The organism is Trinickia fusca (assembly GCF_003628145.1).
Taxonomy (GTDB): domain Bacteria; phylum Pseudomonadota; class Gammaproteobacteria; order Burkholderiales; family Burkholderiaceae; genus Trinickia; species Trinickia fusca.
This window is the reverse complement of the sequence record NZ_RBZV01000002.1, coordinates 803,061-828,790: the sequence shown is the minus strand read 5'-3', so window position 1 is coordinate 828,790 and position 25,730 is coordinate 803,061. Positions and strand designations below refer to the sequence as shown.

At 63.9% G+C, this 25,730-nt stretch carries 23 protein-coding genes; 11 read left to right on the top strand and 12 right to left on the bottom strand.

Annotation, left to right across the window (positions count from 1 at the left end):
• Window positions 1–112 precede the first annotated feature (112 nt).
• A complete protein-coding gene (locus D7S89_RS08445) occupies window positions 113–514 on the bottom strand; it encodes a VOC family protein (RefSeq protein ID WP_121277152.1) in 402 nt (133 codons plus the stop codon).
• Between the two features lie 220 nt (window positions 515–734).
• Window positions 735–2,066: a THUMP domain-containing class I SAM-dependent RNA methyltransferase gene (locus D7S89_RS08440; protein WP_121277151.1), complete on the bottom strand. Its 1,332-nt coding sequence runs from the start codon at window positions 2,064–2,066 to the stop codon at window positions 735–737.
• A gap of 328 nt (window positions 2,067–2,394) precedes the next feature.
• Between D7S89_RS08440 and D7S89_RS27145 the strand changes: the two genes are divergently transcribed.
• Complete coding sequence (locus D7S89_RS27145; RefSeq protein WP_147426619.1) at window positions 2,395–2,574, top strand: hypothetical protein; 180 nt, start codon at window positions 2,395–2,397, stop codon at window positions 2,572–2,574.
• Entirely contained in the window at window positions 2,571–3,113 is a 543-nt protein-coding gene (locus D7S89_RS08435; protein WP_147426618.1) for a hypothetical protein, read from the top strand. Before D7S89_RS27145 ends, D7S89_RS08435 begins: the two co-directional genes overlap by 4 nt.
• A gap of 328 nt (window positions 3,114–3,441) precedes the next feature.
• Here D7S89_RS08435 and D7S89_RS08430 read toward each other — a convergent pair whose 3' ends face one another.
• The 5 genes from D7S89_RS08430 to D7S89_RS08410 form a co-directional block, all read right to left on the bottom strand.
• Window positions 3,442–5,328 (bottom strand): DUF3857 domain-containing protein, encoded by a 1,887-nt coding sequence (locus D7S89_RS08430; protein ID WP_121277149.1) that lies wholly within the window; start codon window positions 5,326–5,328, stop codon window positions 3,442–3,444.
• Between the two features lie 126 nt (window positions 5,329–5,454).
• Entirely contained in the window at window positions 5,455–6,168 is a 714-nt protein-coding gene (locus D7S89_RS08425) for a PqiC family protein (RefSeq protein WP_121277148.1), read from the bottom strand.
• Complete coding sequence (locus D7S89_RS08420; RefSeq protein WP_121277147.1) at window positions 6,165–7,811, bottom strand: PqiB family protein; 1,647 nt, start codon at window positions 7,809–7,811, stop codon at window positions 6,165–6,167. The genes D7S89_RS08425 and D7S89_RS08420 overlap by 4 nt, the downstream gene beginning before the upstream one ends.
• Window positions 7,804–8,478, bottom strand: a complete 675-nt coding sequence (locus tag D7S89_RS08415; RefSeq protein ID WP_121277146.1) for a paraquat-inducible protein A — start codon at window positions 8,476–8,478, stop codon at window positions 7,804–7,806. Before D7S89_RS08415 ends, D7S89_RS08420 begins: the two co-directional genes overlap by 8 nt.
• Window positions 8,475–9,152 (bottom strand): paraquat-inducible protein A, encoded by a 678-nt coding sequence (locus tag D7S89_RS08410; protein ID WP_121277145.1) that lies wholly within the window; start codon window positions 9,150–9,152, stop codon window positions 8,475–8,477. Before D7S89_RS08410 ends, D7S89_RS08415 begins: the two co-directional genes overlap by 4 nt.
• Before the next feature lie 345 nt (window positions 9,153–9,497).
• On the opposite strand from D7S89_RS08410, the gene D7S89_RS08405 reads away from it, so the two are divergent.
• The 5 genes from D7S89_RS08405 (at window position 9,498) to D7S89_RS08385 (ending at window position 14,307) form a co-directional block, all read left to right on the top strand.
• The gene (locus D7S89_RS08405) at window positions 9,498–10,058 is read left to right on the top strand and encodes a cytochrome b (RefSeq protein ID WP_121277144.1); all 561 of its coding nucleotides are present in this window, start codon (window positions 9,498–9,500) and stop codon (window positions 10,056–10,058) included.
• A gap of 23 nt (window positions 10,059–10,081) precedes the next feature.
• Window positions 10,082–10,651, top strand: coding sequence for a YceI family protein (locus tag D7S89_RS08400; protein WP_121277373.1), 570 nt, complete (start codon window positions 10,082–10,084; stop codon window positions 10,649–10,651).
• A gap of 86 nt (window positions 10,652–10,737) precedes the next feature.
• The gene (locus tag D7S89_RS08395; protein ID WP_121277143.1) at window positions 10,738–11,313 is read left to right on the top strand and encodes a YceI family protein; all 576 of its coding nucleotides are present in this window, start codon (window positions 10,738–10,740) and stop codon (window positions 11,311–11,313) included.
• Between the two features lie 288 nt (window positions 11,314–11,601).
• On the top strand, window positions 11,602–12,879 hold the full coding sequence (locus D7S89_RS08390) for an MFS transporter (RefSeq protein WP_121277142.1): 1,278 nt from the start codon (window positions 11,602–11,604) through the stop codon (window positions 12,877–12,879).
• A gap of 120 nt (window positions 12,880–12,999) precedes the next feature.
• Entirely contained in the window at window positions 13,000–14,307 is a 1,308-nt protein-coding gene (locus D7S89_RS08385) for an MFS transporter (protein ID WP_245982756.1), read from the top strand.
• A 213-nt stretch (window positions 14,308–14,520) separates the two neighbouring features.
• On the opposite strand, the gene secF is transcribed toward D7S89_RS08385, so the two are convergent.
• The 5 genes from secF to queA form a co-directional block, all read right to left on the bottom strand.
• A complete protein-coding gene (gene secF, locus D7S89_RS08380) occupies window positions 14,521–15,471 on the bottom strand; it encodes a protein translocase subunit SecF (RefSeq protein ID WP_121277141.1) in 951 nt (316 codons plus the stop codon).
• 18 nt (window positions 15,472–15,489) lie between these two features.
• On the bottom strand, window positions 15,490–17,514 hold the full coding sequence (gene secD, locus D7S89_RS08375; RefSeq protein WP_121277140.1) for a protein translocase subunit SecD: 2,025 nt from the start codon (window positions 17,512–17,514) through the stop codon (window positions 15,490–15,492).
• A 138-nt stretch (window positions 17,515–17,652) separates the two neighbouring features.
• Window positions 17,653–17,979 (bottom strand): preprotein translocase subunit YajC, encoded by a 327-nt coding sequence (yajC, locus tag D7S89_RS08370; protein WP_121277139.1) that lies wholly within the window; start codon window positions 17,977–17,979, stop codon window positions 17,653–17,655.
• Between the two features lie 137 nt (window positions 17,980–18,116).
• The gene (tgt, locus tag D7S89_RS08365) at window positions 18,117–19,310 is read right to left on the bottom strand and encodes a tRNA guanosine(34) transglycosylase Tgt (RefSeq protein WP_121277138.1); all 1,194 of its coding nucleotides are present in this window, start codon (window positions 19,308–19,310) and stop codon (window positions 18,117–18,119) included.
• A 100-nt stretch (window positions 19,311–19,410) separates the two neighbouring features.
• Window positions 19,411–20,466 carry a tRNA preQ1(34) S-adenosylmethionine ribosyltransferase-isomerase QueA gene (queA, locus tag D7S89_RS08360; protein ID WP_121277371.1) on the bottom strand — a complete coding sequence of 352 codons (1,056 nt, stop codon included), beginning with the start codon at window positions 20,464–20,466 and terminating at the stop codon, window positions 19,411–19,413.
• Between the two features lie 133 nt (window positions 20,467–20,599).
• Between queA and recG the strand changes: the two genes are divergently transcribed.
• From recG to D7S89_RS08340, 4 genes are all read left to right on the top strand, one after another.
• Complete coding sequence (gene recG, locus D7S89_RS08355; protein WP_121277137.1) at window positions 20,600–22,879, top strand: ATP-dependent DNA helicase RecG; 2,280 nt, start codon at window positions 20,600–20,602, stop codon at window positions 22,877–22,879.
• A 707-nt stretch (window positions 22,880–23,586) separates the two neighbouring features.
• Window positions 23,587–24,150, top strand: a complete 564-nt coding sequence (locus tag D7S89_RS08350) for a type 4 pilus major pilin (protein ID WP_121277136.1) — start codon at window positions 23,587–23,589, stop codon at window positions 24,148–24,150.
• Window positions 24,151–24,255: 105 nt separating this feature from the next.
• On the top strand, window positions 24,256–24,807 hold the full coding sequence (locus D7S89_RS08345; protein ID WP_183085127.1) for a type 4 pilus major pilin: 552 nt from the start codon (window positions 24,256–24,258) through the stop codon (window positions 24,805–24,807).
• A gap of 298 nt (window positions 24,808–25,105) precedes the next feature.
• On the top strand, window positions 25,106–25,480 hold the full coding sequence (locus D7S89_RS08340; RefSeq protein WP_183085126.1) for a toxin co-regulated pilus biosynthesis Q family protein: 375 nt from the start codon (window positions 25,106–25,108) through the stop codon (window positions 25,478–25,480).
• Window positions 25,481–25,730: the final 250 nt, after the last annotated feature.

Genomic DNA, 25,730 nt, shown 5'->3' with positions numbered 1-25,730 from the left:
CGGGCGACGAAATGACGAAGACGCAAAAGACGCAGTGGCGAACGGAACGAGCAGCAGACGGGGCCGCCGGTGTCGCGATGATAGCGCCGGCCCCGCCCGTTGCGTGCGTGGCTCAGCGCAGGTTCTTCGAATGCAGGCCGACGCGGTTGCCTTCGGTGTCGACGAAATAGCCGATGTAACCGATGTCGTTGGGCAGCTCGATCACCGAGCCGTCCTGTTTGCCACCCGCGCGCGCGATGCGTTCGAGCGTGGCCGAGACCGACGGTTCGGCGTTCAGATAGACGAGCACGCCTTCGCCGGCCGCGGCGGGCCGCATCTGGCCCGGCTGGTGAACGATGCAGCCGCCCGTGGCTTCTTCCTCTTTCGCGAAGACGGCTATCGGCACGCCGCCGAACACTTCGCGCGACAGCGGCGTGTCGAGCGCCGCTTCGTAGAAGCGCACGGCACGATCGAAATCGAGCGCGGGGATCTCGAACCAGGAAATCACACGAGTGGCAGTAGCAGCAGCGGTCATGACAGTCTCCAATGACGATGTGGCAGTAAGGTAGTAGGCCGGACAGGCCGGACAAGCGCTCAGCAGCGCGTGAACCGAAGTCTGCGACAGGGCTACTGACAACGTTCTGTCAGCAGCTTGCGTGGGCGAGCCGTGACGATGGAGAAATGGAGACTGTGGCGATCAGGGCCTGTCGTTGGCGTGGACAGGCCCTCATCGAGACGGGCCGCGCGCGGCGGCTTCAGTTGCCCGGCGTGCCGGCCTGGCCGGTGCCGTCCGTTGCAGGGCGCGATTTCACGCTGCCGGCCACGAGATCGAAGCGGAACAGCCGGCACTCGAGCGCGCCGTTGAACAGCGGCGTCTTGGCCGATTCGCGCAGGCGCAGCAAGCCTGGCAGCTTGCGATCGGCCGTCAGCACGAACGCGCGCCAGCCCGTGAAGCGCTGCTTCAGCGCATCGCCGAATGCCTGGAAGAACTCGGTATCGGGCGCGTCAAGCAGTTCGCGGCGCTGCGGCGCACCGGCTTCGCGGTCGCGGCTGGCGTCGCGCATTCCACGCTCTTCACCGCGCGGGCCGCGGCCGCGCACGGCAATACGCTCGCCGTAGGGCGGGTTCAGGATCAGGATGCCGGGCGTCGCGATCGGCGGCGTAATGGCGCGCGCGTCGAGCTGCTTGAGCGGGATCGGCGGCAGGCCGGCGCGTTCGAGATTCGTGCGCGCCTTGTCGAGCATGTCGCCGGAGATGTCGCTGCCGAAGATGTGTAGCGCATCGGTCTTTCGCGTGCGCGCGGCGCGCTTGGCATCGAGTGCTGCCACCTTCATCGTCTGCCATGCGGCGACGTCGTACTGCTTGAGCTTCTCGAAGCCGAAGCGGCGCTCGACGCCAGGCGCGACGCCGAGCGCGATCTGTGCGGCTTCGGCGATGAACGTGCCGCTGCCGCACATCGGATCGTAGAACGGCGTGTCGGGCGTCCAGTTGGCGATGCGCAGGATGCCCGCGGCAAGATTCTCGCGCAGCGGCGCGGCGCCCTTGTCGAGACGCCAGCCGCGCTTGAACAGCGGTTCACCCGACGTATCGAGGTACAGCGTGCAGCCCGTCGCGGTGAGGAACGCGAACACGCGCACATCGGGTTGCGCGGTGTCGATGCTGGGGCGCGCGCCGCTCACGCTGCGCAGGCGGTCGCAGATGCCGTCCTTCACACGCAGCGTCGCGAATTCGAGGCTGCGCAGCGGCGATTTGATTGCGGTCAGATCGACGCGCAGCGTCTCGTTCGCCGAGAACCACTGCTCCCAGCGCTGCTCCGCGGCGAGCGCATAAATGTCCTGTTCGTTGCGATAGGGCCGCTCGGCGATTTTCAGCAGAATGCGGCTCGCGATGCGCGAGTGCAGGTTCGCGGCCATGCCGATCGGCCAGTTGCCCCGGAAATGGACGCCGCCGGGAACCTCGGCGCCGCGTTCGAAGCCGGTTGCGGCAGCTTGGCCGAGATGGCGTACGGCGATTTCCGCGAGCTCGGCGGCCAGTGCCGATTCAAGGCCACGCGGGCAAGGGGCGAAAAAATCGAAGGGGGAGGGCATGGGGGGCAGAGGCGATGCGTGCAAAGACGACATTGTACTTGTGCCGCATCGGGCTGGGCCAGGCGTTGCAGTTGTGGTGCGGGCGGCATTGATGGCGCTACTCGATTCGTCCCTGCACTGCCGGACGCCGCCTCATACTTGAGCTGCTGAATTGGTCCTGCGCGAGAATTTACATCGCGACTGATATTTCATTTAGGCGAGATTTGCGCTGTGTCATTATGGCGTCGGGCTTAGGCATGACGGGGATGTAGTCGCGCTTCATCGTCTTCACGAAGCCGCCGCGGGTTGCTCCCGGATACGGCTCCCACTGGCTTACCGGAGCTCCATCGTGGAAGCGAAAATCACAGCCAAGAAAGAAGCTGTGCCGACTACACCTGCACATCAGAGTACAACCGTCGTTCTGTCTGAGCTCGAACTCAGCAGCGAATGGCGCAACTTGGGCGCGAAGTCCGCCACCGTCAAAGCAAGACGCGCGGCCGCAGCCAGAAACGAGGCCGCCGCTTCATGATTGCATGGCAGGCCTTTTCGTACGCTGGTGTCAAGTACAACCTGTCCCACCTACATCCGCGCCGCGTCGAAATCCTCCAGCCAGCTAAGGGCGAGCATCCCGAGCGCACGTACGCGGTACAGCTCATCTTCGGCTTGCACTGCTTCACGCGTTCGGCCGAAGCGGGCGAGGTAATTGATCCGGCCCTGCTCTACAGCGACTCGCGTGAAACACGGGTGTTCTGTCTGCGGCGCTATCGGCTCTCCATGCTACTGCCGGCGATCATCGATGGACTGGCTGGCCGGCCGTGCTATCACACCGGCAAGGGCAACTTTTTCACGGTGGAGGTCGTCGACGAGCAAGGCACGACGCAGGAATACGAGGTGTACTTCACCGCGTCGCGCGCGACCGAGCGCGGTGTACTCAACCTGTTCGTCCAGAGTGCCGATGTGCGGGACGGCGCCCACGCGGGCAACCGCCCGAAGAAGAGGCCGATCCGACTACACGTGATTCTCCACAACACACTGACCAATCGACCGATCAAGGAGCCAATGCGCTGACAGTGACGGCAGCCGGCAGGTTGCCCGGAAAAGAAAAAGGCCCCTCGAAAAGGGGCCTCATTCAAACTGCTAATCGGACCTCTTGGCTATCGCCACACTTGGGTGACGACCCCTTACGGGGCGGGGGTAACGCACGGCTCCCGCCGTTCCGTTCATACGCTACCGCTACTAATGGTACAGGGCTTCCGCGCCTGCTGCAAGGCGGCCACGCTCCACTATGCCTGCAGATCCACTGCAAGTGCTGCGATGTCAAATAACGCGACCCAATCTAGCTACCGTTATCGTGCGCGCCGACGCAGGGTGTGATCGACCCTGATCCGCACGACGCTTAATACACGAGCTGTGTGCCCAAGTCACGCATCACCGCCAGCCCCATCTTCCTGAATGCCGGATACTGCTCCGGCTCGAGCACCGGCCCGGGCAGCGCGAGATCGAGCGTGCGCGTGACCGTCACCGTGCGACCGTCGCGTGTGTACTTCGACGCATACGAGCCGAACGGCGATTCGATGTCGGCGGGCTTCGGCAGATTCGCGATCGTCACGCCGTCGGGCAGCGTCACGATGGTCGTCTCGCTGACGTGGCGGCTCACGACCGGCATGCCGAAGTCGCGTGTCGTCGCCGCGCACTGCTCGAACGCCGTCGAGATGCCGCTGAGGCTACCGAGCCCCATCGACACCCGCATCGCGCCAGGCCCCGGGAACGATGCATAGGCGGGCAGCTCGAATTCGGCCTTATAGACGAACGGTTGTGTCAGGTCGTGCACGGGCGTATGCGTGAACGTGCCGGTGCCGCTCTGTCCCGTCAGCGTCAGCATGCGGCTCGCGACCTCCGGTTCGACGCCGGGCGCGATGGACGAGAAAAACTCGCGCGTGATCCAGTCGAACGCCCCCATGTTGTCGATCTCGCTCGTGCCTTTTGCGTTGCCGTCGCTGTCCAGCGCGACTTTCGTCGTCACCTGCACGCTCGCCGTCTTCGCGTCGAATTGCGGAAGCGTCACGATGGCTGCACGGCCGCTGCCATCGTCGGCTACGAGCGCCGGCTTGCCCGACTCGACGATCGGCAACGTGCCGAAGCGTGCGAAGCCCGGCGTCGAGTCGACGTACAGCTTGAACTCGGGCAGGTACGTGATGGCATGGTCGAACACGCCGAGCGGGGCGGCCACCTTCGGCAACCGGTAGGTCGCGCCCGCGTTGACGAGCACAGGGCTGCTCTTGATGCCCTTTGCCGCAAGCAACGCTTCGAGCAGCGTTACGTGGTCCTTGCAATCGCCATAGCGGGCGGCGAGGATGTCACTCGCCTCGTGAGGCACGAGACCGCCGAAGCCCAGATAGATCGCGACATAGCGAACGTTTTCGCTGACCCAGTTGTAGAGGATTTCGGCCTGCTTGCGCCGATCGGTTACGCCCTTGGTGAGTGAGTCGGCCAGTTCGCGCACGGAAGGCGTGACGGCGGTCTTCGGCTCGGCGCGCGTGAGGTATGCAGCACCGACCGCCGGAAAATCGGCGAAAGTCGTCATCGCGACGTAGGGATCGCGGTCTGCGACGCTGACCGAGCCCAGCTCGGGCACGTGCGCGCTCGTATGTTCGAGCGTCCATTGCCAGCGCTGCATGCCCGGCGCGTCTGGCGCGGTGCGTCCGCCTTGCATGCCCCGCGCATCGACGTGCAACGTCAGCGAGGCAGGCGCGCGCAGCGTCACGCGCGCCGACTCGATAGGCTTGTCATCGCCGAAGTGTTCGATGGCTGAGAATTGTCCCGGAAACATCGCCTGCTTTTGCGTTTTGCGCACGTGCAGTGTGACGGTCGAACCGACGGTCACGTCGGAGAACACGACCGTCTTCACCTTGCCGTCGTCGAACGTCGGCGCACCGGCACTCTGGGGACTTTGCTGAACGATGATCTTGTCGGGCGCAACGTCGAGACGTTTGCCGTCCTTCGTCGTCGTGTAGGCCTCGAGCACGTCGAGCGCTTCGAGCGACGTGCTGCAATGCAGCGACATCTGTGCGTAGCGCTTGATGCCGCGATCGCTGTCGATACGCACGCGCTCGGTTTCTTCCATGATGTGCGTACCGTCGGCGTGCACGTCATAGGCGATGTCGTCGGACAGCATCGTCGCGTCGGGTCCGAACGGCTTGACGGTAGCGCCCATGACAGGCGCCGCGGTGGTCAACGCGATGGCTGCCGCGATCAGCGTGTGGCGTATGGATTTTGTTGTCATTCGATGTATTCCATATCAAGGGATGAAACGGCGCGGCATGAGGCCCCCGCCACGCCATTGTCTGCGCTCGCGTCGCCTGGCCCCTTCTTTCTTTTTAGGGCGACGCGATAACACCATGCAAGCGCGTTACGCGCCGCCCGGTTTCGTCGGCGATCGGCTCTCGATCGCGCAATCCTGCAGATGAGCCGCGAGCGTGCCTGCACCCGCGCCCGCAGCGAGCTGCCGAACGGCCACCGTGATCTCGTCGGCCATTTGCGCGAGCGCGCGCCGATGACCCTCGACCAGCGCGTCGTAGCCTGCGCCGACCTGCTCGGTTGCGCGCGTGCGGCAAGTCAAACCGGATTGCGCATGCACGGCGCGCACGCTCCACACCGCCGCCAGCACCGTGTGCGAGGCCGGCCACGATTCGAACCGCTGCACGTTCACGCTGATGCGATAGACGGGCACGCCGTCCGGGTACGGCGTGCCGAACACGTCGAACGTGCCGAGCCGAGCGGCCAGGTCGCCCGACACCGCACGGCGGATCTCGTCGGCCGGCATCGAAGCCCACCGTTCCTGCTCGAGCACGTCGACGCGCGCCTCGCTCGTTTGCACGACGAGCTGATTGCGCGCGATCTGCGACGGCACGTCGACGGGCGGCACTTCGATCAGGAACGCCGGCTTGATCGCAGGCGCGGCGCTGTTCGAAGGCGTCGCCGCGTTGCTGGTGCTGCTGCCCGCCCCGAGCGTATAAAAGCGGCTCGGCGGCGACGACGAGCAAGCCGTCAGCATGGCGGCGCCGGCGCAGGCGGCAACGAGCGCGAGCGTGCGCAAGGAGTACGGGAATCGTTCGAGTGTCATGGTCGTTGTTGATCCTGAGCCTTGCCGCGCAGCAGCGATTCGGGGTGCCGCTCGAGGTAGTCGGCGAGTGCGTTCAGCGATTGCAACGTCTGCGTGAGCTGGCCGAGCGCCTGGTGCATGTCCGATTGCAGTGGCGAGTCTTGCTGCAGCGCCGCTTGTGCCGAGTCGAACGTCTTGCGCGCGGCCGCGAGCGTGTCGCGTGCTTGCGGCGCGAGCTCGGTGTCGAGCTGCTTGAACAGGCCGTCGGCATGCTCGAGCGTGCCGTTCAGGTTCTTGCTGATCTCGTCGAACGGAATCTGATTGAGCTTCTTGGCAATGTCGGCCACCTGCACCTGCAGTTCCTCGAGCGTGTTGGGCACGGTCGGCAGCTCGAGCGGGGTGCGGTTCGCGTCGAACTGCACGGCAGGCGCCTTCGGGAACACGTCGAGTGCCACATAGAGCTGGCTCGTCAACAGATTGCCGGTGCGCAACTGGCCGCGCAGCCCGTGTGCGACGAGGTCGCGCAACAGTGCCTTGCCGGCCGTCTCGCCGCCGCGCTGCACCGACTCGCTGAACCGCCTGCCGAGGCGGTTCGGATACAGGTTCATCGTCACCGGCATCGTGAAGTCGCGCGCCTTCGGATCGTATTCGATGCCGATGCCCGTCACTTCGCCGAGCTCGATGCCGCGGAAGTCGACGGTGGCGCCCACCGACAGCCCGCGCACCGACTGGCCGAAGTTCATGACGACGGTCAGCGGCGGGCCGTCCGGCGCGCGCATCGCGTCGGCTTCGTCGGCGGCGAGCACGAACACGGTGTCGCCGGGCGCGACGTTACCGACGGCCTGTCCCGGCGGCGACTGGAACGCGATGCCGCCGACGATGACCGTTGCGAGCGATTGCGTGTTCAGTTTCAGGCCGCTCGAATCGAGTCGCAGATCGACACCGCTCGCATGCCACCAGCGTGAATTGCTGCCTACGTACTGGTCGTAGGGCGCATCGACGAAGGCGTTGACCGTTACGCCCTTGCCGTCCTTGTCGAGCGAAAAGCCGACGACCTGGCCCACCTGCACGCGGCGGTAATAGATGGGCGAACCGATGTCGACTGAGCCCAGCGACGCGCCGTGCAGCGTGTACTGCCGGCCTTTCTGGTCGCCGGTGACGGCGGGCGGCTTCTCGAGGCCGACGAAGTCGGTCTGCGAGTCGTGCGAGTGGCCGGCGTCGACGCCGATGTACGCCCCGGAGAGCAGCGTGCCGAGACCCGAGACACCACTCGTGCCGATGCGCGGCCGTACGATCCAGAACCGCGTGTCCTGCACCGCGAAATCTTCGGCTTCCTTGGTGAGCTGCACTTCGACGACGACCCGCGTATGGTCGTGCGACAGGCGGATCGTCTTGACCGCGCCGATGTCGACGTCCTTGTACTTGACCTTCGTCTTGCCGGGTTCGAGCCCTTCGGCCGTCGAGAAGCTGATCGTGATCGTGGGGCCACGATCGACGACGGCCTTCACGACCAGCGCGATGCCCACGAGCGCTGCCACGAGCGGCACGAGCCACACGAGCGAAGGCAGCCAGCGGCTTCTCGGCACGCTCAGCGGCGCCGGCACCTCGGGGCCACGCGGCTTCTCGCCGTTCGATTGAGGGGGCTGTCCTGGGGGGCTAGTCATGTTGTTGTCCTGATGGCGTGCGGGGAGCCTCGTCGGTGTCAAGGTCGAGGTCGTCCCAGATGAGGCGCGGATCGAATTGCATGGAAGCGATCATCGTCAGCACGACGACGGCCGCGAACGCGAGCGCCCCCCAGCCGGCTGTGATGACGGCGAGCGACTTGAAGCGCACGAGCGCAACGGTCAGCGTGACGACGAACACATCGAGCATCGACCAGCGGCCGATGCGCTCGACGATGCGATAGAGCTGCGTGCGCTCGTGCGGGCGCCAGCGCGAGCGGCGCTGCGCCGTGAACGCGAGCAGCGCGAGCACGGACAGCTTGAGCATCGGCACGAGGATGCTCGCCACGAACACGATGACGGCGAGCGGCCAGTCGCCCGACACCCAGAAGTAGACGACGCCGCTCATGATCGTGTCGTCCTCGTCGCCGAACAGCGACGTCGTGTGCAGGACGGGCAGCAGATTGGCGGGGATGTACAGCAGCGCGGCGGCGATCAGGAGCGCCCACGTGCGCGTGATGCTGTCGGGGTTGCGCCGATGGAGCGGCGCGCCGCAGCGCGAGCAGCGTGGTGGCGGCGTGGCGGCGTCGGGCGGGGTCTCGCACGCGTTCACCTTGCCGCAGGCATGGCAGCCGATCATGCCGGCGCGCGCAGCGCTAAGGTACTTCATCGCGAGCCCGGACCATTGTCGCAAGCGCCGCGGGGTGCGTCGGGCGCGAGCGTGCCGCCGGCCCGGCGCGAGGGCAGCGCATCGGCGAGGTCCCAGATCGTGTGCGGGTCGAACATCACCACGACCGCGAGCATCAGCGTCAGCGCGCCGAACGCGAACAGGGCCGCTTCGGGCACGACGCGCGCGAGGCTCGTCATTTTGACGATGGTGACGAGAATGCCGAGCATCAGCACTTCGATCATGCCCCATGGCCGTACGAAGCGGATCGCGCGCAGCACGCGGTGAAACCCGGGCGGCACGACGCCGGCGCGAATCGGCAGCAGCACGTACAGCAGCGCGACGAGCTCGGTCAGCGGAAACAGGATCGTCGAGCAGAACACGGCGATCGCAACGAGTTGCATGTCCTCGTTCCACAACGCCACGAGCGCGCCGATCAACGTCGTTTGCGACGTGACGCCGCTCATGTCGATTTCGACGATCGGAAACGCCTGCGCGATCAGGAACGTGATCAACGCGCCGAGCGTGAGCGCGCAAATGCGCTCGAGATGGATCGAGCTCGCGCGATAGAGCGTGGCGCCGCAGCGTGGGCAGCATGCATTGCACTTGGCCGCTAAGCGCGGTTTGTGCAACAGTGCGTCGCATTCATGACATGCAATCAGGTCGTTTCGATCCATAGGCATCCAGCGTCGACGGTGTCGAGCACGGCTTGCAAGGGACTGGCCGCGAACCGGCTGATCTCCCCGCAAACCCGCGCCAATCTTACCAAAAGGGCATTTTGCGCAGCACAAAAGGGCGCTTTTGCGCTGCGGGGTCGGATGCGGTGCGAACGTTTTTCGGCACCTGGCTCGTTTGGCGCGGTCGAATCTTTTGGCGGGCATGCAGCGAAAAGCGAGCCCGCACGCATTTCCTGCTTGGGGTAGCATGGCGGCCGTATTCCTTGAGGGGCCGAGGGCTATCGCACGAGCGGCCTGCGCCTCTTTTCACGGTCACCGTTTTCTTACGCTTCATTACATATATTCATGGCACGTCAGCCTTCGTTTGCCGAGTCCGACAGCTACACGCGCGGGGCGATCGCCTTTCACTGGATCATCGCACTGCTCATGGTGTGCGGCTTCACGCTCGGCTGGGTCATGACCAGCATCCATGGCTTTACCCCGGCCAAGCTGCGCTACTTCTCATGGCACAAATGGATGGGCGTGACGGTGTTCGCGCTTGCCGTGCTGCGCATCGTCTGGCGGTTCACGCATGCGGCGCCGCCGTTGCCGCGCCGCATGTCGGCCTGGCAGCGCGTGGCCGCGCAGGTCGTGCACCTGCTGCTGTATGTGCTGATGATTGCGATTCCCGTTACGGGATATCTGTACAGTTCGGCCGCGAACGTGCCCGTCGTGTACTTCGGCATCGTGCCGCTGCCGCGACTCATCGCGCCCGATCCCGTGCTCAAGGAGACGCTCAAGACCTTGCACACGGTGCTCAATTACGGGCTGGCCGTCCTCGTGGCCGTCCACGTGGCGGCGGCCGTCAAGCACCAGTGGATCGATCGCGACGGCTTGCTCGCGAGAATGCTTCCCTTCCTCAAGTAACGTAGGTCCGATTGGAAATGAACATGAAAGCTTCGTTCTACCGCTACATGCTGGCCGCATTCGCCGCGGCGTCGCTGGTCGCCGCAGGTTCGGCGCACGCCCAGGTCGACATCGCCAAGAGCTCGGTCTTGGCGATCTCCAAACAGATGAACGTGCCTGTCGAAGGCAAGTTCAAGAAGTTCGACGCGCAGCTCACCTTCGATCCGGCCAAGGCACAAGCCGGCAGCGCCAAGCTGACGGTCGACGTCGGCAGCTACGACCTCGGCGACGAGAGCTACAACGAGCAGGTGCGCGGCAAGGACTGGTTCGACGCGAAGGCCTTCCCGCAAGCGACGTTCGTCTCGAGCGCCATCGCACCCGCGGGCGCCAACCGCTATAACGTGACGGGCAAGCTCACGATCAAGGGCAAATCGCAAACGATCGTCGTGCCCGTGACGGTCGTGCAGCAGGGCGCGACGCAGGTGTTCGACGGGGTGCTGCCGATCAAGCGCTCCCAATTCGATGTCGGTACCGGCGAGTGGAAGGACACCTCGGTTGTCGCAGACGAAGTGTCGATCAAATTCCACCTCGTCACGGCAGCCAAGAAGTCGTGAAAGTCGTAAGCATCAATCAGTCAGCGAAACATCGCTATCAACCGTTGTCGCCGAGTGTCGGCGGCCCCCGTACCAGGAGAAATCATTTGAAGCACGCTCTCATCGCCGCGGCCGCGCTGGCCGCCTTCGTCTCGGGCACCGCGTTCGCCGCCGACACGTATCAACTGGACCCGACCCACACCTATCCGAGCTTCGCGGCCGATCACTTCGGCGGGCTGTCGGTGTGGCGCGGCAAGTTCACGAAGTCTACGGGTACCGTCACGCTCGATCGCGCAGCGAAGACGGGCACCGTCGATGTGACGATCGATGCAACCTCGATCGACACCGGCAACAAGAAGCTCGACGAGCACCTGCAAACCGCCGAAATGTTCGACGTCACGAAGTACCCGACGGCGACCTACAAGGGCACGCAGATCAAGTTCGACGGCGACAAGCCCGTCGAAGTCGTCGGCACGCTGACGCTGCACGGCGTGACCAAGCCGGTCGACCTGAAGATCGACTCGTTCAAGTGCATGCCGCATCCGATGCTCAAGCGTGAAGTGTGCGGCGTCGAAGCGAGCGCCGAATTCAATCGCGCCGATTTTGGCCTCGACTTCGGCCAGAAGTACGGCTTCAACATGAAGACCGCGCTGGAAATTCAGGCCGAAGGCATCAAGCAGTAAGCCAGCGGCATCGCAGCGACGCGGCCTGCGCGCCGCGCCGCGACAAAACCGCCTCGCACCGATAGGGTGCGTGGCGGTTTTTTTCGTTGTAGCTTGCGCGTTGCGCATGTCAACTTTGCGGTCCATACTTGGCCGCAGCCGCCACATTGGTTGCATGCGCATCTAATTGGCCGCGCGCCGCATGCGGCCACGAGCCGAACAAGCGGGAACAAGCCGGAACGAGCTGGAACAAGCAAAACGAGACGGGCATCATCGCCACGATTTCCTTCGACACACGGGAGACAAGCAATGAGTGACACGTTGACGGCAGCATCGGCGGGCACGCGTCAGAACGTCTGGCGAGCCGTGGTGGCCACCTCCATCGGCAATGCGCTCGAGTGGTTCGATCTCGTTGTATTCGGCTTTTTCGCGGTCGTGATCGCGAAGCTGTTCTTCCCGACCGGCAACGACACCGTTTCATTGTTGCTCACGCTTTGCACGTTCGGCGTGTCGTTCTTCATGCGCCCGCTCGGCGCGATCGTGATCGGCGCCTACGCCGATCGCGCGGGCCGCAAGGCAGCACTCACGCGGTCGATTCTGTTGATGATGCTGGGCACCGCGATGATCGCCGTGCTGCCGACCTACGAGACGATCGGCATCGCAGCCCCGGTGATCCTCGTGCTGGCGAGGCTCATGCAGGGGTTCTCGGCCGGCGGCGAATTCGGCAGCGCGACGACATTTCTGGCCGAGCACGTGCCGCACCGGCGTGGCTTCTTCTCGAGCTGGCAAGTCGCGAGCCAAGGACTCACGACCGTGCTCGCGGCGGTGTTCGGCGCCGTGCTGACGGGCAGGCTTTCGCCCGAGGCGCTGGCGGCCTGGGGCTGGCGGGTGCCGTTCGTGTTCGGTTTGCTGCTCGGGCCGATTGCCTACTATATTCGCGCGAACGTCGACGAGACGCCCGAATTCCTGGCGACGGAGACGACGGCCACGCCGCTGCGCGATACGTTCGTGGGGCACAAGGTGCGTCTGTCGATTGCGATCGGCATCGTCGCGGTCGGCACCGTGGCCACTTATCTCGTCATGTTCATGCCGACCTACGGCATCAAGCAGCTGGGACTTGCGCCGTCGATTTCGTTCTCGGCCATCGTCCTGACGGGCGCGATCCAGATGGTGGGTGCGCCGTTCATCGGCCACTGGTCGGACAAGGTCGGGCGGACCGGCATCATGCTTGCATCCGGCGCGCTGATGCTCGTCGTCATCTACCCGGCATTCACGTGGCTCGTGGCGAGCCCCAATGCGGCGACGCTCATCGTCGTGCAGATCGTGCTCGGCCTTGCCGTCACCGGCTACTTTGCTGCATTGCCGGCCCTGCTCGCCGAGATTTTCCCGGTTGCTACGCGCACGACGGGCATGTCGCTGGCGTACAACATCGCCGTGACGATCTTCGGCGGCTTCGGGCCATTCATCATTACGTGGCTGATTCGCGTCACGGGTGACAAGGTCGCGCCGAGCTTCTACATGATGTTCGCGGCCGTCGTGAGCCTGATCGCGCTCACGGCGGCGCGCCGCGTGCTCGGCTTCAAGTGAAGCGGGGCCACGCGGGTTCGAAGTGAGACGAACGCATCGCGCCGCCGGTTTCATTCGGTGCGCGGCGATGCCACGACAACAGATCGATAGCAGACCGATAACAAACGACGGGGGAAAGCGATGACGATGCAGGATACGGCGCAAGACGAGCGCCAAGTGATGGCGAAAATGGCGCGGCACCTGTTGCCGATTCTGGTGTTGATGTTTCTGATCGCGTTCATCGATCGTCAGAACGTCGGCTTCGCGAAGCTGCAGATGCGGCACGACCTCGGCATGACGGAGGCCGCGTATGGGCTCGCGTCGTCGCTGTTCTTCATCGGCTATCTGTTGTTCGAAGTGCCGAGCACGCTGGCGCTGCACAAGTTCGGCGCGCGCATGTGGCTGGCGCGCATCATGCTGACGTGGGGGGCCGTGACGGTGGCGATGGCCTTTACGCGTTCGATGCCCGTTTTCTGCGTGTTGCGGTTCGCGCTCGGCGTGGCCGAAGCCGGCTTCTATCCGGGCGTCATCTACTATCTGACGCTGTGGTTTCCGCAGAGCTACCGCACGCGCGTGTTGGGTGTGTTCACGCTCGGCAGCTCGCTCGCGAACATGCTGGGCTCGCTGATCGGCGGGGCGTTGCTCGGCATGAACGGCATCGCGCAGCTGGCCGGTTGGCAGTGGGTGTTCGTCGCGACAGGGCTGCCGGCGGTGCTGGTCGCGGTGGCTGCGCTACGGTTGCTGCCTGCCTCGATCGAAGATGCGCGCTTTCTCAGCGACGAGCAAAAGCGCATCGCGCGGGCGGCGCTCGTACGCGAGCAGTCTCAAGAGGCGACCAGCGGGCATCCTTGGATGGCGTTCTTCGATTGGCGTGTGCTGCTCTTTGCCGTTACCTACATGCTGATGTCGACGTCGCTGTACGGCGTCACCTACTGGCTGCCCACGCTCGTGAAGAGCTTCGGCGTGACCGACGTCGCGAACGGCATGCTGAACATGCTGCCGTGGGCGGGTGCGACGTTGCTGCTGCTGTGGCTGCCGGGCAAGCTGCGTCGCTCGGGCGAAGTCGTCACGGCGATGGGCCTGATCGCCGTGGTCGGCGCGCTGGGCTTTGCCGGCAGCTTCTTGCTGCCGTCGACGGGGGCGCGCTTCACCGCGCTCGTGCTCGGCGGCATGTGCATTCCGCTGCTGTATCCGTGCTTCTGGTCGCTGCCGCCGCGTTTCTTCGCAGGTGCACGTGCTGCCGCGAGCGTGGCCGCGATCAATTCGATTGGTAATTTGGGTGGATTCTTCAGCCAGAACCTGATGCCGTTCGTTGCGAAGACGGTGGGCACGGCCAGCGCGCCGATGCTCGTGCCGATCGTTTGCCTCGCGACACTGTGCATCGGGGCGTTGGCCGTACGCGTGAGCCCAGCCAGGCATCGCATGCTGAACGTCGGGGCGGTTGGCTAAGGGCTAAGCGCGGTCGGGGCGCTGGCGGCCAGGCATAGGGCCGGGCGCGATCGCACGCCACCAGCAAACGGCTGGGCTGGGTGAGCAGGCAAGAGAAGCGGGGAAATGACAGCAGGAGGGGAGGGCAAGCGCGCTGTGAGCAGCTTGCGGCTGCCGCCACGTATGGCGCGGCAGCCGCGGCGGGGCGCTAATCCCGCCTGGTATCGAACGCCGTCAGACTTGCGCGCCGGCGTTCGGGTCGTTCGGATCGTGGCTCGCGCGCTTTTCCTTGAGCAGGTCCTCGCGCTTGACGCCGAGCCACATGGCCAGCGCGGCAGCGACGAACACCGACGAGTAGATGCCGAACAAAATGCCGATCGTCAGCGCCAGCGCGAAGTAGTGCAGCGTCGGGCCGCCGAACAGGAACATCGACAGCACCATCATCTGCGTGCAGCCGTGCGTGATGATCGTGCGCGACATCGTGCTCGTGATCGCGTGGTTGATGACTTCGATCACGCCCATCTTGCGCTCGCGGCGGAACGTCTCGCGAATCCGGTCGAAGATGACGACCGACTCGTTGACCGAGTAGCCGAGCACGGCCAGCACGGCCGCCAGCACCGACAGCGAGAACTCCCACTGGAAGAACGCGAAGAAGCCCAGAATGATCACGACGTCGTGCAGGTTCGCGATGATGCCGGCGACTGCGTACTTCCATTCGAAGCGGAATGACAGGTAGATGACGATGCCGATGACGACGCACGCGAGCGCCATCAGACCGTCAGTGGCCAGTTCCTTGCCGACTTGCGGCCCCACGAATTCGACGCGTTGCAGTTGCGCCTGCGCGTTCTGTGCCTTCAGCGCGCCCATGACCTGATCGCTCTGCTGCGAGGAGGTCAGGCCCGTCTTCAACGGCAGACGGATCAGCACGCTGCGCGCGGTGCCGAACGTCTGCACCTGCGCGTCGGCATAGCCGAGCGTGTCGAGCGTCGTGCGTACGGGCTCGAGCTGCGCGGCCTGCGGATACTGCACTTCGATGACCGTGCCGCCCGTGAACTCGACTGACAGATGCAGCCCACGGTGCAGCAGGAAAAACACGGCCGCGAAGAAGGTCAGGAACGAGATCGCGTTGAAGATCAACGCGCGTTGCATGAACGGAATGTCTTTGCGGATGCGGAAAAATTCCATGTTCGTCTCCCCGGGCCGTTAGCGGGACGAGCCCGGTTTCTTGGGCGTCACGCCCGGCTGCGCGCGGTTGCGCAACGTGGCTTTGCCGCCGCGTGCGGACTGCGTGCGGGCAGCCGGCGCGGCCGTCTTGCCGGCCGTGCTCGCTTCTTCGAGCACTTCGGCGCCTTGATAGTCCAAGCTTTCAGTCGTTTGCGGACGCCAGACCTGGCCGATCGCGAGCGTCTTGAGCTTCTTCTTGCCGCCGTACCAGAAGTTCACGAGACCGCGCGAGAAGAACACGGCCGAGAACATCGAGGTCAGGATGCCGATACAGTGCACGACCGCAAAGCCGCGCACGGGGCCCGAACCGAAGGCGAGCAGCGCGAGGCCGGCGATCAGCGTCGTGACGTTCGAGTCGAGAATCGTGGCCCACGCATGCGCGTAGCCGTTCTCGATCGCGAGCTGCGGCGGTGCGCCGTGGCGCAGTTCTTCGCGCACGCGTTCATTGATCAGCACGTTCGCATCGATCGCCATACCGAGCGCGAGCGCGATAGCGGCGATGCCGGGCAGCGTCAGCGTGGCTTGCAGCAGTGACAGCACGGCCACCAGCAACAGCAGGTTCACCGACAGGCCGATCACCGACACGAGGCCGAACAGCATGTAGTACGCGACCATGAACACGGCGATCGCGGCGAAGCCGTAGACGACCGAGTCGAAGCCCTTCTTGATGTTGTCCGCACCGAGGCTCGGGCCGATCGTGCGCTCTTCGATGATGTCCATCGGCGCGGCCAGCGAGCCGGCGCGCAGCAGCAGCGCGAGGTCGGTGGCCGATTGCGGCGTCGGTTGGCCCGTGATCTGGAAGCGGTCGCCGAGCTCGGACTGGATCGTCGCGACGGTGAGCACCTGGCCCTTGCCCTTCTCGAACAGCACCATCGCCATCGGCTTGCCGATGTTGTCGCGCGAGACGCTGCGCACGGCGCGGCCCGCGGCCGAGTTCAGGCGGATGTTGACCGACGGACGCTGATGCTCGTCGAAACCGGCCGACGCGTCGATGATGCTGTCGCCCGTGAAGATCACTTGCTTGCGCAGCAGCACCGGTGCCTGGGCGCCTTCGGTGAAGAGCTCGTCGCCGGGGGGCACGGGTTCGCCGGCCGCCGGGTGCGTGTTGACCGGATCGGCCAGGCGCGCTTCGAGCGTCGCCGTACGGCCGATGATTTCCTTGGCCTTCGCCGTGTCCTGCACGCCGGGCAGCTCGACGACGATACGGTCGGCGCCTTGCTGCTGGATGACGGGTTCGGACACGCCGAGTTCGTTCACCCGGTTGTGCAGCGTCGTGATGTTCTGCTTGACCGCCGCTTCCTCGACGGCGCGCTGCTGGGCCGGCGTGAACGTGCCGACGAGCTGGACGCCGCCGCCTGCCGCGGGCTGCGTGGCCCATTGCAGTTCGGTGATCGTGCGGGTGAGCTGGGTGCGTGCCGTTTCGGCGACATTCGCATCGGCGAAGTCGATGACGACCGACTGACCCACGCGATTCACGCCGCCTTCGCGGATGTTGTTGTCGCGCAGCAGCGTGCGCGCATCGGAGGCGTCGGAGTCGAGGCGCTTGTTCAGCGCGCCGGCCATGTCGATCTGCATCAGGAAGTGCACACCGCCACGCAGGTCGAGGCCGAGGTACATCGGCAGCGCGTGCAGCGCGGTCAGCCAGCGCGGCGAGGCGCTTTGCAGATTGAGCGCGACGACGTACTGCGGATCGGCCTGATCGGGGTTCAGCGTCTTTTGCAGCAGGTCCTTCACGTGCAGCTGCGTGTCGGTGTCCTTCAGGCGCACGCGAATGTTCGCGTTGGCCGAGGCGCTGTCGAACGTGATGTCGTCAGGTTGAATCTGATTGGCGGCGAGCGCGGCTTCGACGCTCGAGAGCGTGGACGAGTCGAGCTTGACCGTCGCCTTGCCGCTCAGCACCTGCACTGCCGGTGCTTCGCCGTAGAAATTGGGCAATGTGTACAGAAGGCCAATGGCGAGCGCCACGACCATCACGACATATTTCCAGAGAGGGTAACGATTCATGGGATTAGCCGAACGGGAAAGTTGGCGTGAAAGCACCGCGTCCGGCATGCCCTCTGCTGGCCCAAAGCGGCGCAGCAGGCGGGCACTGTCCGGCGCATCATGGGCGCGTTAGCGCGCCGGACGCGATAAGGAACAGCATCAAAGCGACTTGATCGTGCCTTTCGGGAGAATCGTCGTGACGGCGGACTTCTGCACGGTGATTTCCGTGCCTTCGGCGACTTCGACGCTCACGTACGCTTCGCCGACCTTCGTCACCTTGCCGACGATGCCGCCGTTCGTGACCACTTCATCGCCCTTCGCCATCGCGGAGAGCATGTTGCGATGCTCCTTTTGGCGCTTCATCTGGGGGCGAATCATGATGAAGTACAGCACCGCGAACATGAGGATGAGCGGCAGAAAGCTCATCAGGCTCGATTCTGCGCCGCCAGTGGCGCCTTGCGCGAATGCATTTGGAATGAACGACACGCTGGTTTCTCCGTTAAGAGCGATCTAAGGCGATCGCAAAATAGCCGCGTATTTTACCACCGCCGTTTTTCGGGACGGCGTCGCGTGCTGGTGTTCTGAAAGGTCCGTCGGATGCGGCCCGCGGCGCGGGCCGGACGCTAGTCGACGCCTTTGGCGCGATCCTCGTGGAAGCGCTTGCGGAACGCCTCGAACGAATGCGTCTCGATCGCGGTGCGCATTTCGCCCATCAATTCGAGGTAGTAGTGCAGATTGTGAATCGTATTGAGCTGCGCGCCGAGAATTTCGCCGACGCGGTGCAAGTGGTGCAAATAGCCGCGCGTGAAGTTGCGGCAGGTATAGCAGCCGCAGGTTTCGTCGAGCGGGCGCAGCGAGTTCTTGTGGGTGGCGTTGCGGATCTTGATGTCGCCGAAGCGCGTAAATAGCCAGCCGTTGCGCGCATTGCGGGTCGGCATCACGCAGTCGAACATGTCGATACCGGCCGAGACGCCGGCCACGAGGTCCTCGGGGGTGCCGACGCCCATCAGGTAGTGCGGCTTGTCGGCGGGCAGCTTCGGGCCGATATGGTTCAGCACCCGCATCATGTCTTCCTTCGGCTCACCGACCGACAGGCCGCCGATGGCCAGGCCGTGGAAACCCACTTCGGCCAAGCCCGCGAGCGATTCGTCGCGCAAATCCTCGTACATGCCGCCCTGGACGATGCCGAACAGCGCGTTGGGGTTGTCCAAACGCCGGAATTCGTCGATCGACCGCTTGGCCCAGCGCATCGACATGCGCATCGAGTCGGCGGCTTCCTCATGAGTCGTAGGCACGCCGTTCGTCGAGTAGGGCGTGCACTCGTCGAACTGCATGACGATGTCGGAATTCAGCACCTTCTGGATCTGCATCGAGATCTCGGGCGACAGGAACAGCTTGTCGCCGTTGATCGGCGACGCGAACGTGACGCCATCCTCGGTGATCTTGCGCAGATCGCCGAGCGAGAACACCTGGAAGCCGCCCGAATCGGTCAGGATCGGCCGGCGCCATCCCATGAAGCCGTGCAGGCCGCCGTGTGCCGCGATCGTCTCCAGGCCGGGGCGCAGCCACAGGTGAAACGTGTTGCCGAGGATGATCTGCGCGCGGATTTCTTCGAGCTCGCGCGGCTGGATCGCCTTGACGGTGCCATAGGTGCCGACCGGCATGAAGATCGGCGTCTCGACGACGCCGTGGTTCAGGGTGACGCGTCCGCGGCGCGCCTGGCCGTCGGTCGTCAGCAGCTCGAATTTGAGGCCGTCGATGTCGGGCGCGGCCGAGGAGGTGTCGTGGGCGTGGGTATGACTATGACCGTCGGTCATGTATAAGACTCCAGTTGCTACCGGAAAACAGTCCGGCGCATAAGATGAAGCGCCGCCTGGGCCAGGCCCGGCGGCGAGGGAAGCGGCTAGAACAGCTGTGCTACGCGTTGTCGCCTGTTCGGGTCAATAACATCGCGTCGCCATAGCTGAAAAATCGATAGCGTGCGTCGATCGCATGCCGGTACGCCGCGCGGATCGTCTCGACTCCCGCAAACGCCGACACCAGCATCAGCAGCGTCGACTTCGGCAGGTGGAAGTTCGTCACGAGCCGGTCGACGATGCGGAAACGATAGCCCGGCGTGATGAAAATATCGGTCTCGTTTGATGTCGCGGCAAGCGGTCTACCTGCGGCCTCGGCGTCGCGCGCCGCCGCTTCGAGCGCGCGCAGCGAGGTCGTGCCGACCGCGATCACGCGCCCGCCGCGCGCGCGCGTCGCGGCGATTTTATCGACGAGCGATTGCGGCAGCTGATACCACTCGGTGTGCATCTTGTGTTCGGCGATGTTCTCGACGCGCACGGGCTGGAACGTGCCCGCGCCGACGTGCAGCGTCAACGTCGCGCGTTCGACACCGCGCGCATCGAGCCGCGCGAGCAGCGCATCGTCGAAGTGCAGGCCGGCCGTCGGCGCGGCGACGGCGCCCGGGTTCTGCGCAAAGACGGTCTGGTAGCGCGTCTCGTCGGTTGCGTCGGGATCGTGTTCGATATAGGGCGGCAGCGGCAGCCGGCCGTATTGCTCGATCAGATCGAGGCACGATTCGGGAAAATGCAGTGTGTAGAACGGTTCGACACGCTCGCCGACCGTCACGTCGAATGCATCTGCAAGGCGGAGCAGCGTGCCGGGCGCGGGGCTCTTGCTCGCACGGATCTGTGCCAGCGCCGTGCGCTCGCCGGTCAGGCGCTCGATCAGCACCTCGATCTTGCCACCGCTGGCCTTTTGTCCGAAGAAGCGCGCCTTGAGCACCTTGGTATCGTTGAACACGAGCAGATCGCCGGGCGCGATGCACTCGGGCAACTCGGCGAAATGCCGGTCGACGAGACGCGCGGGCGCGACAGTGGTGTCGACCTCGAGCAGACGGCTGGCGCTGCGCTCCTTGAGCGCTTCTTGCGCAATGAGCTCGGGCGGCAGATTGAAATCGAAATCGGAAAGCGTGAACATGCTGCGTTGATCGGCGGTGAGCGGCTTGGCCGGCCGGGCTTGCGAGCCGCTATGATCGCGGTGGTGCACCGGCCTGGTTGTCGCGGTGTGCGCCGCGTTCGATAAAACCGATATTGTACTTGCGAAGACACTGATGCCCTTGCCCCGCCGACGCCCGCTCGAGTCCATCGACGACCCCGCCGCCAGCGAACCGCGCGTCGCCGCGCCTCGCGCCCGTGCGCCGGCGCTCGACGTGGGGCAACCTGACGCGGCGATCGATGCGGCCGATGCCGTGCCGCCGCGTAAGAAAAAGGCCCCGTCGAAGAAGGCGGGGACGAGTGACGATGCGGCGTCCGCGCCAGCCGCCAAGCTGCCCAAGACGGCCGACAAGCTTGCCAAGCTCGGACTCACGCGCGATATCGATCTCGTGCTGCATCTGCCGATGCGCTATGAGGACGAAACCTCGCTGACGCCGATCGGCGAGCTGTTGCCCGGCGAAACCGCGCAGACCGAGGGCATCGTGTTCGACAACGAAATCGCCTACCGGCCGCGCCGGCAACTCGTCGTGAAGCTGCGCGACGCGGCTGGCGACGAGCTGATGCTGCGGTTTCTGAATTTCTACGGCTCGCAGGTCAAGCAGATGGCCATCGGCCAGCGTCTGCGCGTGCGCGGCGACGTGCGTGGCGGTTTTTTCGGCCTCGAGATGGTGCACCCGAGCGTGCGCCCCGTCGACGACGACACGCCGCTGCCGCAAGCGCTGACCCCCGTTTATCCGAGTACGGCCGGTGTCTCGCAGGCGTATCTGCGCAAGGCCATCGACAACGCGCTCGCACGCACGCCGTTGCCCGAATTGCTGCCCGAGTCGGTGGCACGCACCTACTGCCAACCGCTCGAGCTGCCGCCGCTCGCGCAGGCGGTGCGCACCTTGCATCACCCGAGCGCCGATGCCGACGAAGCGGCGCTCATCGACGGCACCCACCCGGCGTGGTCGCGCATCAAGTTCGACGAACTGCTCGCGCAGCAGCTCTCGCTCAAGCGGGCGCACGATGAGCGCCGCTTGCGCACCGCGCCGGTCATGCCGCGCCGCGCCGAAAGCGAGGCGCTCTCGCTGAGCGCGCGTCTGGCCGGGGCGTTGCCGTTTGCGCTCACGGGGGCGCAAACGCGCGTCGTCGCCGAGATTTCGGCCGATCTCACCGCGCCGCATCCGATGCAGCGTCTGCTGCAGGGCGACGTCGGCAGCGGCAAGACGGTCGTCGCCGCGCTGGCGGCCGCCCAGGCGATCGATGCCGGCTATCAGGCCGCGATGATGGCGCCGACCGAAATCCTCGCCGAGCAGCACGCGCGCAAGCTGCGCGGCTGGCTCGAGCCGCTCGGCGTGACGGTCGCATGGCTGGCGGGCAGCTTGAAGACGAAGGACAAGCGCGCGGCGCTCGAGGCGGCCGCGTCCGGTGCCGCGCAGCTCGTGATCGGCACGCACGCGATCATTCAGGACACCGTCGAATTCGCGCGGCTCGGCCTCGTCATCGTCGACGAGCAGCACCGTTTCGGCGTGGCGCAGCGGCTGGCGCTGCGCGCGAAGGCGCACCGCGCGGCGGACGGCGCGAGCGATTTTCAGCCACACCAGCTGATGATGTCGGCCACGCCGATTCCGCGCACGCTGGCGATGACGTATTACGCCGACCTCGACGTGTCGACGATCGACGAACTGCCGCCGGGCCGCACGCCGATCGTCACGAAGCTCATTTCCGACGCGCGCCGTGAAGAGGTGATCGGCCGGGTGCGCGAAGCGGCGCTGACCGGCCGGCAGGTGTATTGGGTCTGTCCGCTCATCGAGGAAAGCGAGACGCTGCAACTGCAAACGGCGGTCGAGACGTTCGAGACGCTGGTGGCCGCGCTGCCGGAGTTGCGGGTGGGCTTGGTGCATGGCCGGCTCGCGCCGGCCGAGAAGGCTGCGGTCATGGACGCGTTCTCGCGCAACGAGGTGCAGTTGCTCGTCGCGACGACGGTGATCGAGGTTGGGGTCGACGTGCCGAACGCGTCGCTGATGGTGATCGAGCATGCCGAGCGCTTCGGGCTTGCGCAGCTGCATCAGTTGCGCGGGCGCGTGGGGCGCGGCAGCCAGGCGTCGGCGTGCGTGTTGCTGTACAGCGGGCCGTTGTCGATCGCGGGGCGTGCGCGGTTGCAGACGATGCGGGAGACGACGGACGGCTTCGAGATTGCGCGACGCGATTTGGAGATCCGTGGCCCGGGCGAGTTTCTTGGCGCGCGTCAGTCGGGCGCCGCGATGCTGCGCTTTGCCGACCTGCAGAACGATGCTTGGCTCATCGAGCCGGCCCGCGAAGCGGCGGCGCGGTTGATCGCCGAGCACCCCGAGGTGGTGACGCAACATCTGGCGCGCTGGCTCGGCGGTCGCGAGCAGTATTTGAAGGCGTGAAGGCGTGAAGGCGTGAAGGCGTGAAGGCGTGAAGGCACGAGGGCTCGACGCCCGGCAAAGACGTCGAGCAAGCGCCGTCACTCGTCGAGACGCGAGTCCGAGGCGCGTCGCAACGCACTGAACAACTTCCGGCCGAGGCGATTGACCGCCGGCGAAATCACGCCTCCAGCCCGCGTGCCTCGGGCATTTCCAGAGGCGCTGGCGCGCGTTTCATCGCCGTGCATCGCCGCCAACGGGTTTCTCGTTGTTCGGCTCTTATTCCTCATTGAAGCGCGAGAGCGCGGTAGCAGCGCGGAAATCCGCCTCACATGCCTTCCCTCATTACCGTCGGTCGGGCGTCGCCTGCAACGAGCAGGCCATTGATGAAGTCCACGACGCGCAGGTCTTTTGCAACGTCTGCTCCTCGGCTTCGTTCAGCACAACGACACACTTCATCCAGCACTCCGGCAGTTGCGTTCCGCCGAGGTCAACAGAATCCCAACGCGCTACTCGATCTTCTTAAGACTTTCAATGGTTCTTAAGGAATTCTTAAAAATGCGCTTCCCATTGTCCGAAATGGCTGTCGATTATTTCATCAGACTATTGCGCGAACTAATATATCGATGCCGGCTGCTCTGTCTGAGTTCGCGAAATTTCGTTGGCGCGGACTAAGTGTTTGAATTCGTGGTCGCGCAATCCATGTTTAATCAAATGTTGTTGGGGGTGGTATGAAATCGTTGGTATCTAAGCGCGATGGCTTGATGCGTCAGCGCCGCGAGAAAGGTTTGACGCTGATTGAAGCATCGATGGTGCTGGCATTGTCCGCCGTGGTCGTGGCTGGTGTGATGCTTTATTACCAATCGGCTTCCGATAATAATCGCTTGCAAGGTGCATTGGGTGAGCTGGGTTCGATTCAGACAGCAGTGCAAACATTGTATGCGGGGCAGTCGGACTATACGGGTTTGGCAACTAAGGGGCTGATCGGAAATTCGTCGATTCCGCCGAGTATGCAGGATGTGGCAAATAATAAACTCACGAATCCGTGGAATGCGGAGGTGAAGGTGGATGTGGTTGCCGCAACTCCAACTCAATATACGGTGGAATTCGATGGCGTGCCCGCTGGTGGTTGTGTACCTTTTGCATCTCAGCAACTCGGGTCACAGATGGTGAGTGTCAAGGTGAATAGCACAGACGCGCCTACCGCAGGGCAGCCATTTACACCAGACGGGGCGCAGACGGCGTGCGATGTCACGACCTCTGCAGGAAATAAAATTATATGGACCCTGAAATAGAGGGCGTTATATCTTTCGTCTGGTTTCGTATCGCTGTAATCCGCTTTGGATTTATTGCGTTTCCGGGGCAATGAAGGATTTTGTCAGTTTCAAATGGGGTGGTATATGGTGAAATGTAAAAAACTCTTCCGTAAGCGTCGTGAGCAAGGTCTGACGCTGATCGAGGCATCGATGGTGCTGGCGCTATCCGCCGTGGTCGTGGCGGGTGTGATGCTGTACTACCAATCGGCTTCCGATAATAATCGATTGCAAAGCGCGTTGGGCGAGCTGGGTTCGATCCAGACTGCGGTTCAAACGTTATATGCGGGGCAATCTGACTATACGAATTTGTCAAATGTGGTGCTCAAGGGAAACTCGTCGATTCCGCCAAGTATGCAGGATGCGACGACAGGTGATCTGAAGAATCCCTGGAATGGCGCGGTGACGGTGGCGGTGGATGCGGTAAAAACTAATTACGATGTCACATTCGAGGGCATTCCCGTCGGCGCCTGTGCGGCGTTTGCGTCGCAGCAATTGGGATCGCAGATGGTGAGCATATCTGTTAATGGTGCGACAACGCCGTCAACAACGCCCTTGAGTCCTTCTGATGCGCAAACGGCATGCAACACCGGCGCTGCTGCCAATGGGTTAGCCAAGATTGAATGGGTATTGAAGTAAGCCGTTGGGGTGCCGTATTGGGTCGGCCAAATTCTTGGTCGGCCCATAGGAAAAGTAACAGTGGCGCGAATCGTGACTCGGTGGATATCAATATTCCATTGATCTCGGATAGCATGAGAAATGTGAGAGGCTGGTGTCATACATCTATAAATTAATGCGCCTATTCAGAATTTGCGTGAAGTTTGTGGTGCCTATCTGGATTGCTAGCGGCATTTTGTCCCCAGCTAGGGCTGCAACGACTGAGGTAGCGCCAACTTCATCGGCATCTTCCGCGGCTCCGTCACACGATCCGAACACGATGCTGACAGACGCGACGCGCAATCTCGTTCAGGCGTTGGTCAAGTCAGTTCAGCAGGCGTCAACTCCGAAATCGACAGATGGCGTACCTGAAGAGAAACCATCTCCGTCTTCACCTCCGTCGCAACGCTGGACAGTCGCGCGGGATGGCCAATTGCAAGCGGTATTGACTGATTGGTGCCGCCGCGCAGGTTGGACGCTCGTATGGAAATCGGAATATAGCTATCGGATCGACGCGGAGGCGACGTTCAATGGGGATTTTGTCAGTGCCGTAACGTCCATGCTGGCCGCGTTGGGAAATGTTTCGCCACCGATTTATCCGGATATTTACAAAGGGAATCGTGTGCTCGTGATCAAAAACAATCCTAGTCGATAGATCGGTTGGTGTGCTTGCGCCGTAGCGTGGAAGCGAGGCACACCGCTGGTCTCATACGGTCCCTTCTTGATTTGGCCAAACGTTTTTTGGGCGGCATGCTTCGCGTGCGCCAGTAAGAGTGATGAAAAAAATCGGATACCCAGCCTCTACCAGGCTGATCGCCGCGATCGTGTCGAGTTGTCTTTTCGGCGCGTGTGCGAGCACGACGTACCGCCAGGCAGAACAAGCGGGAAAAGACGATGAAACCAAG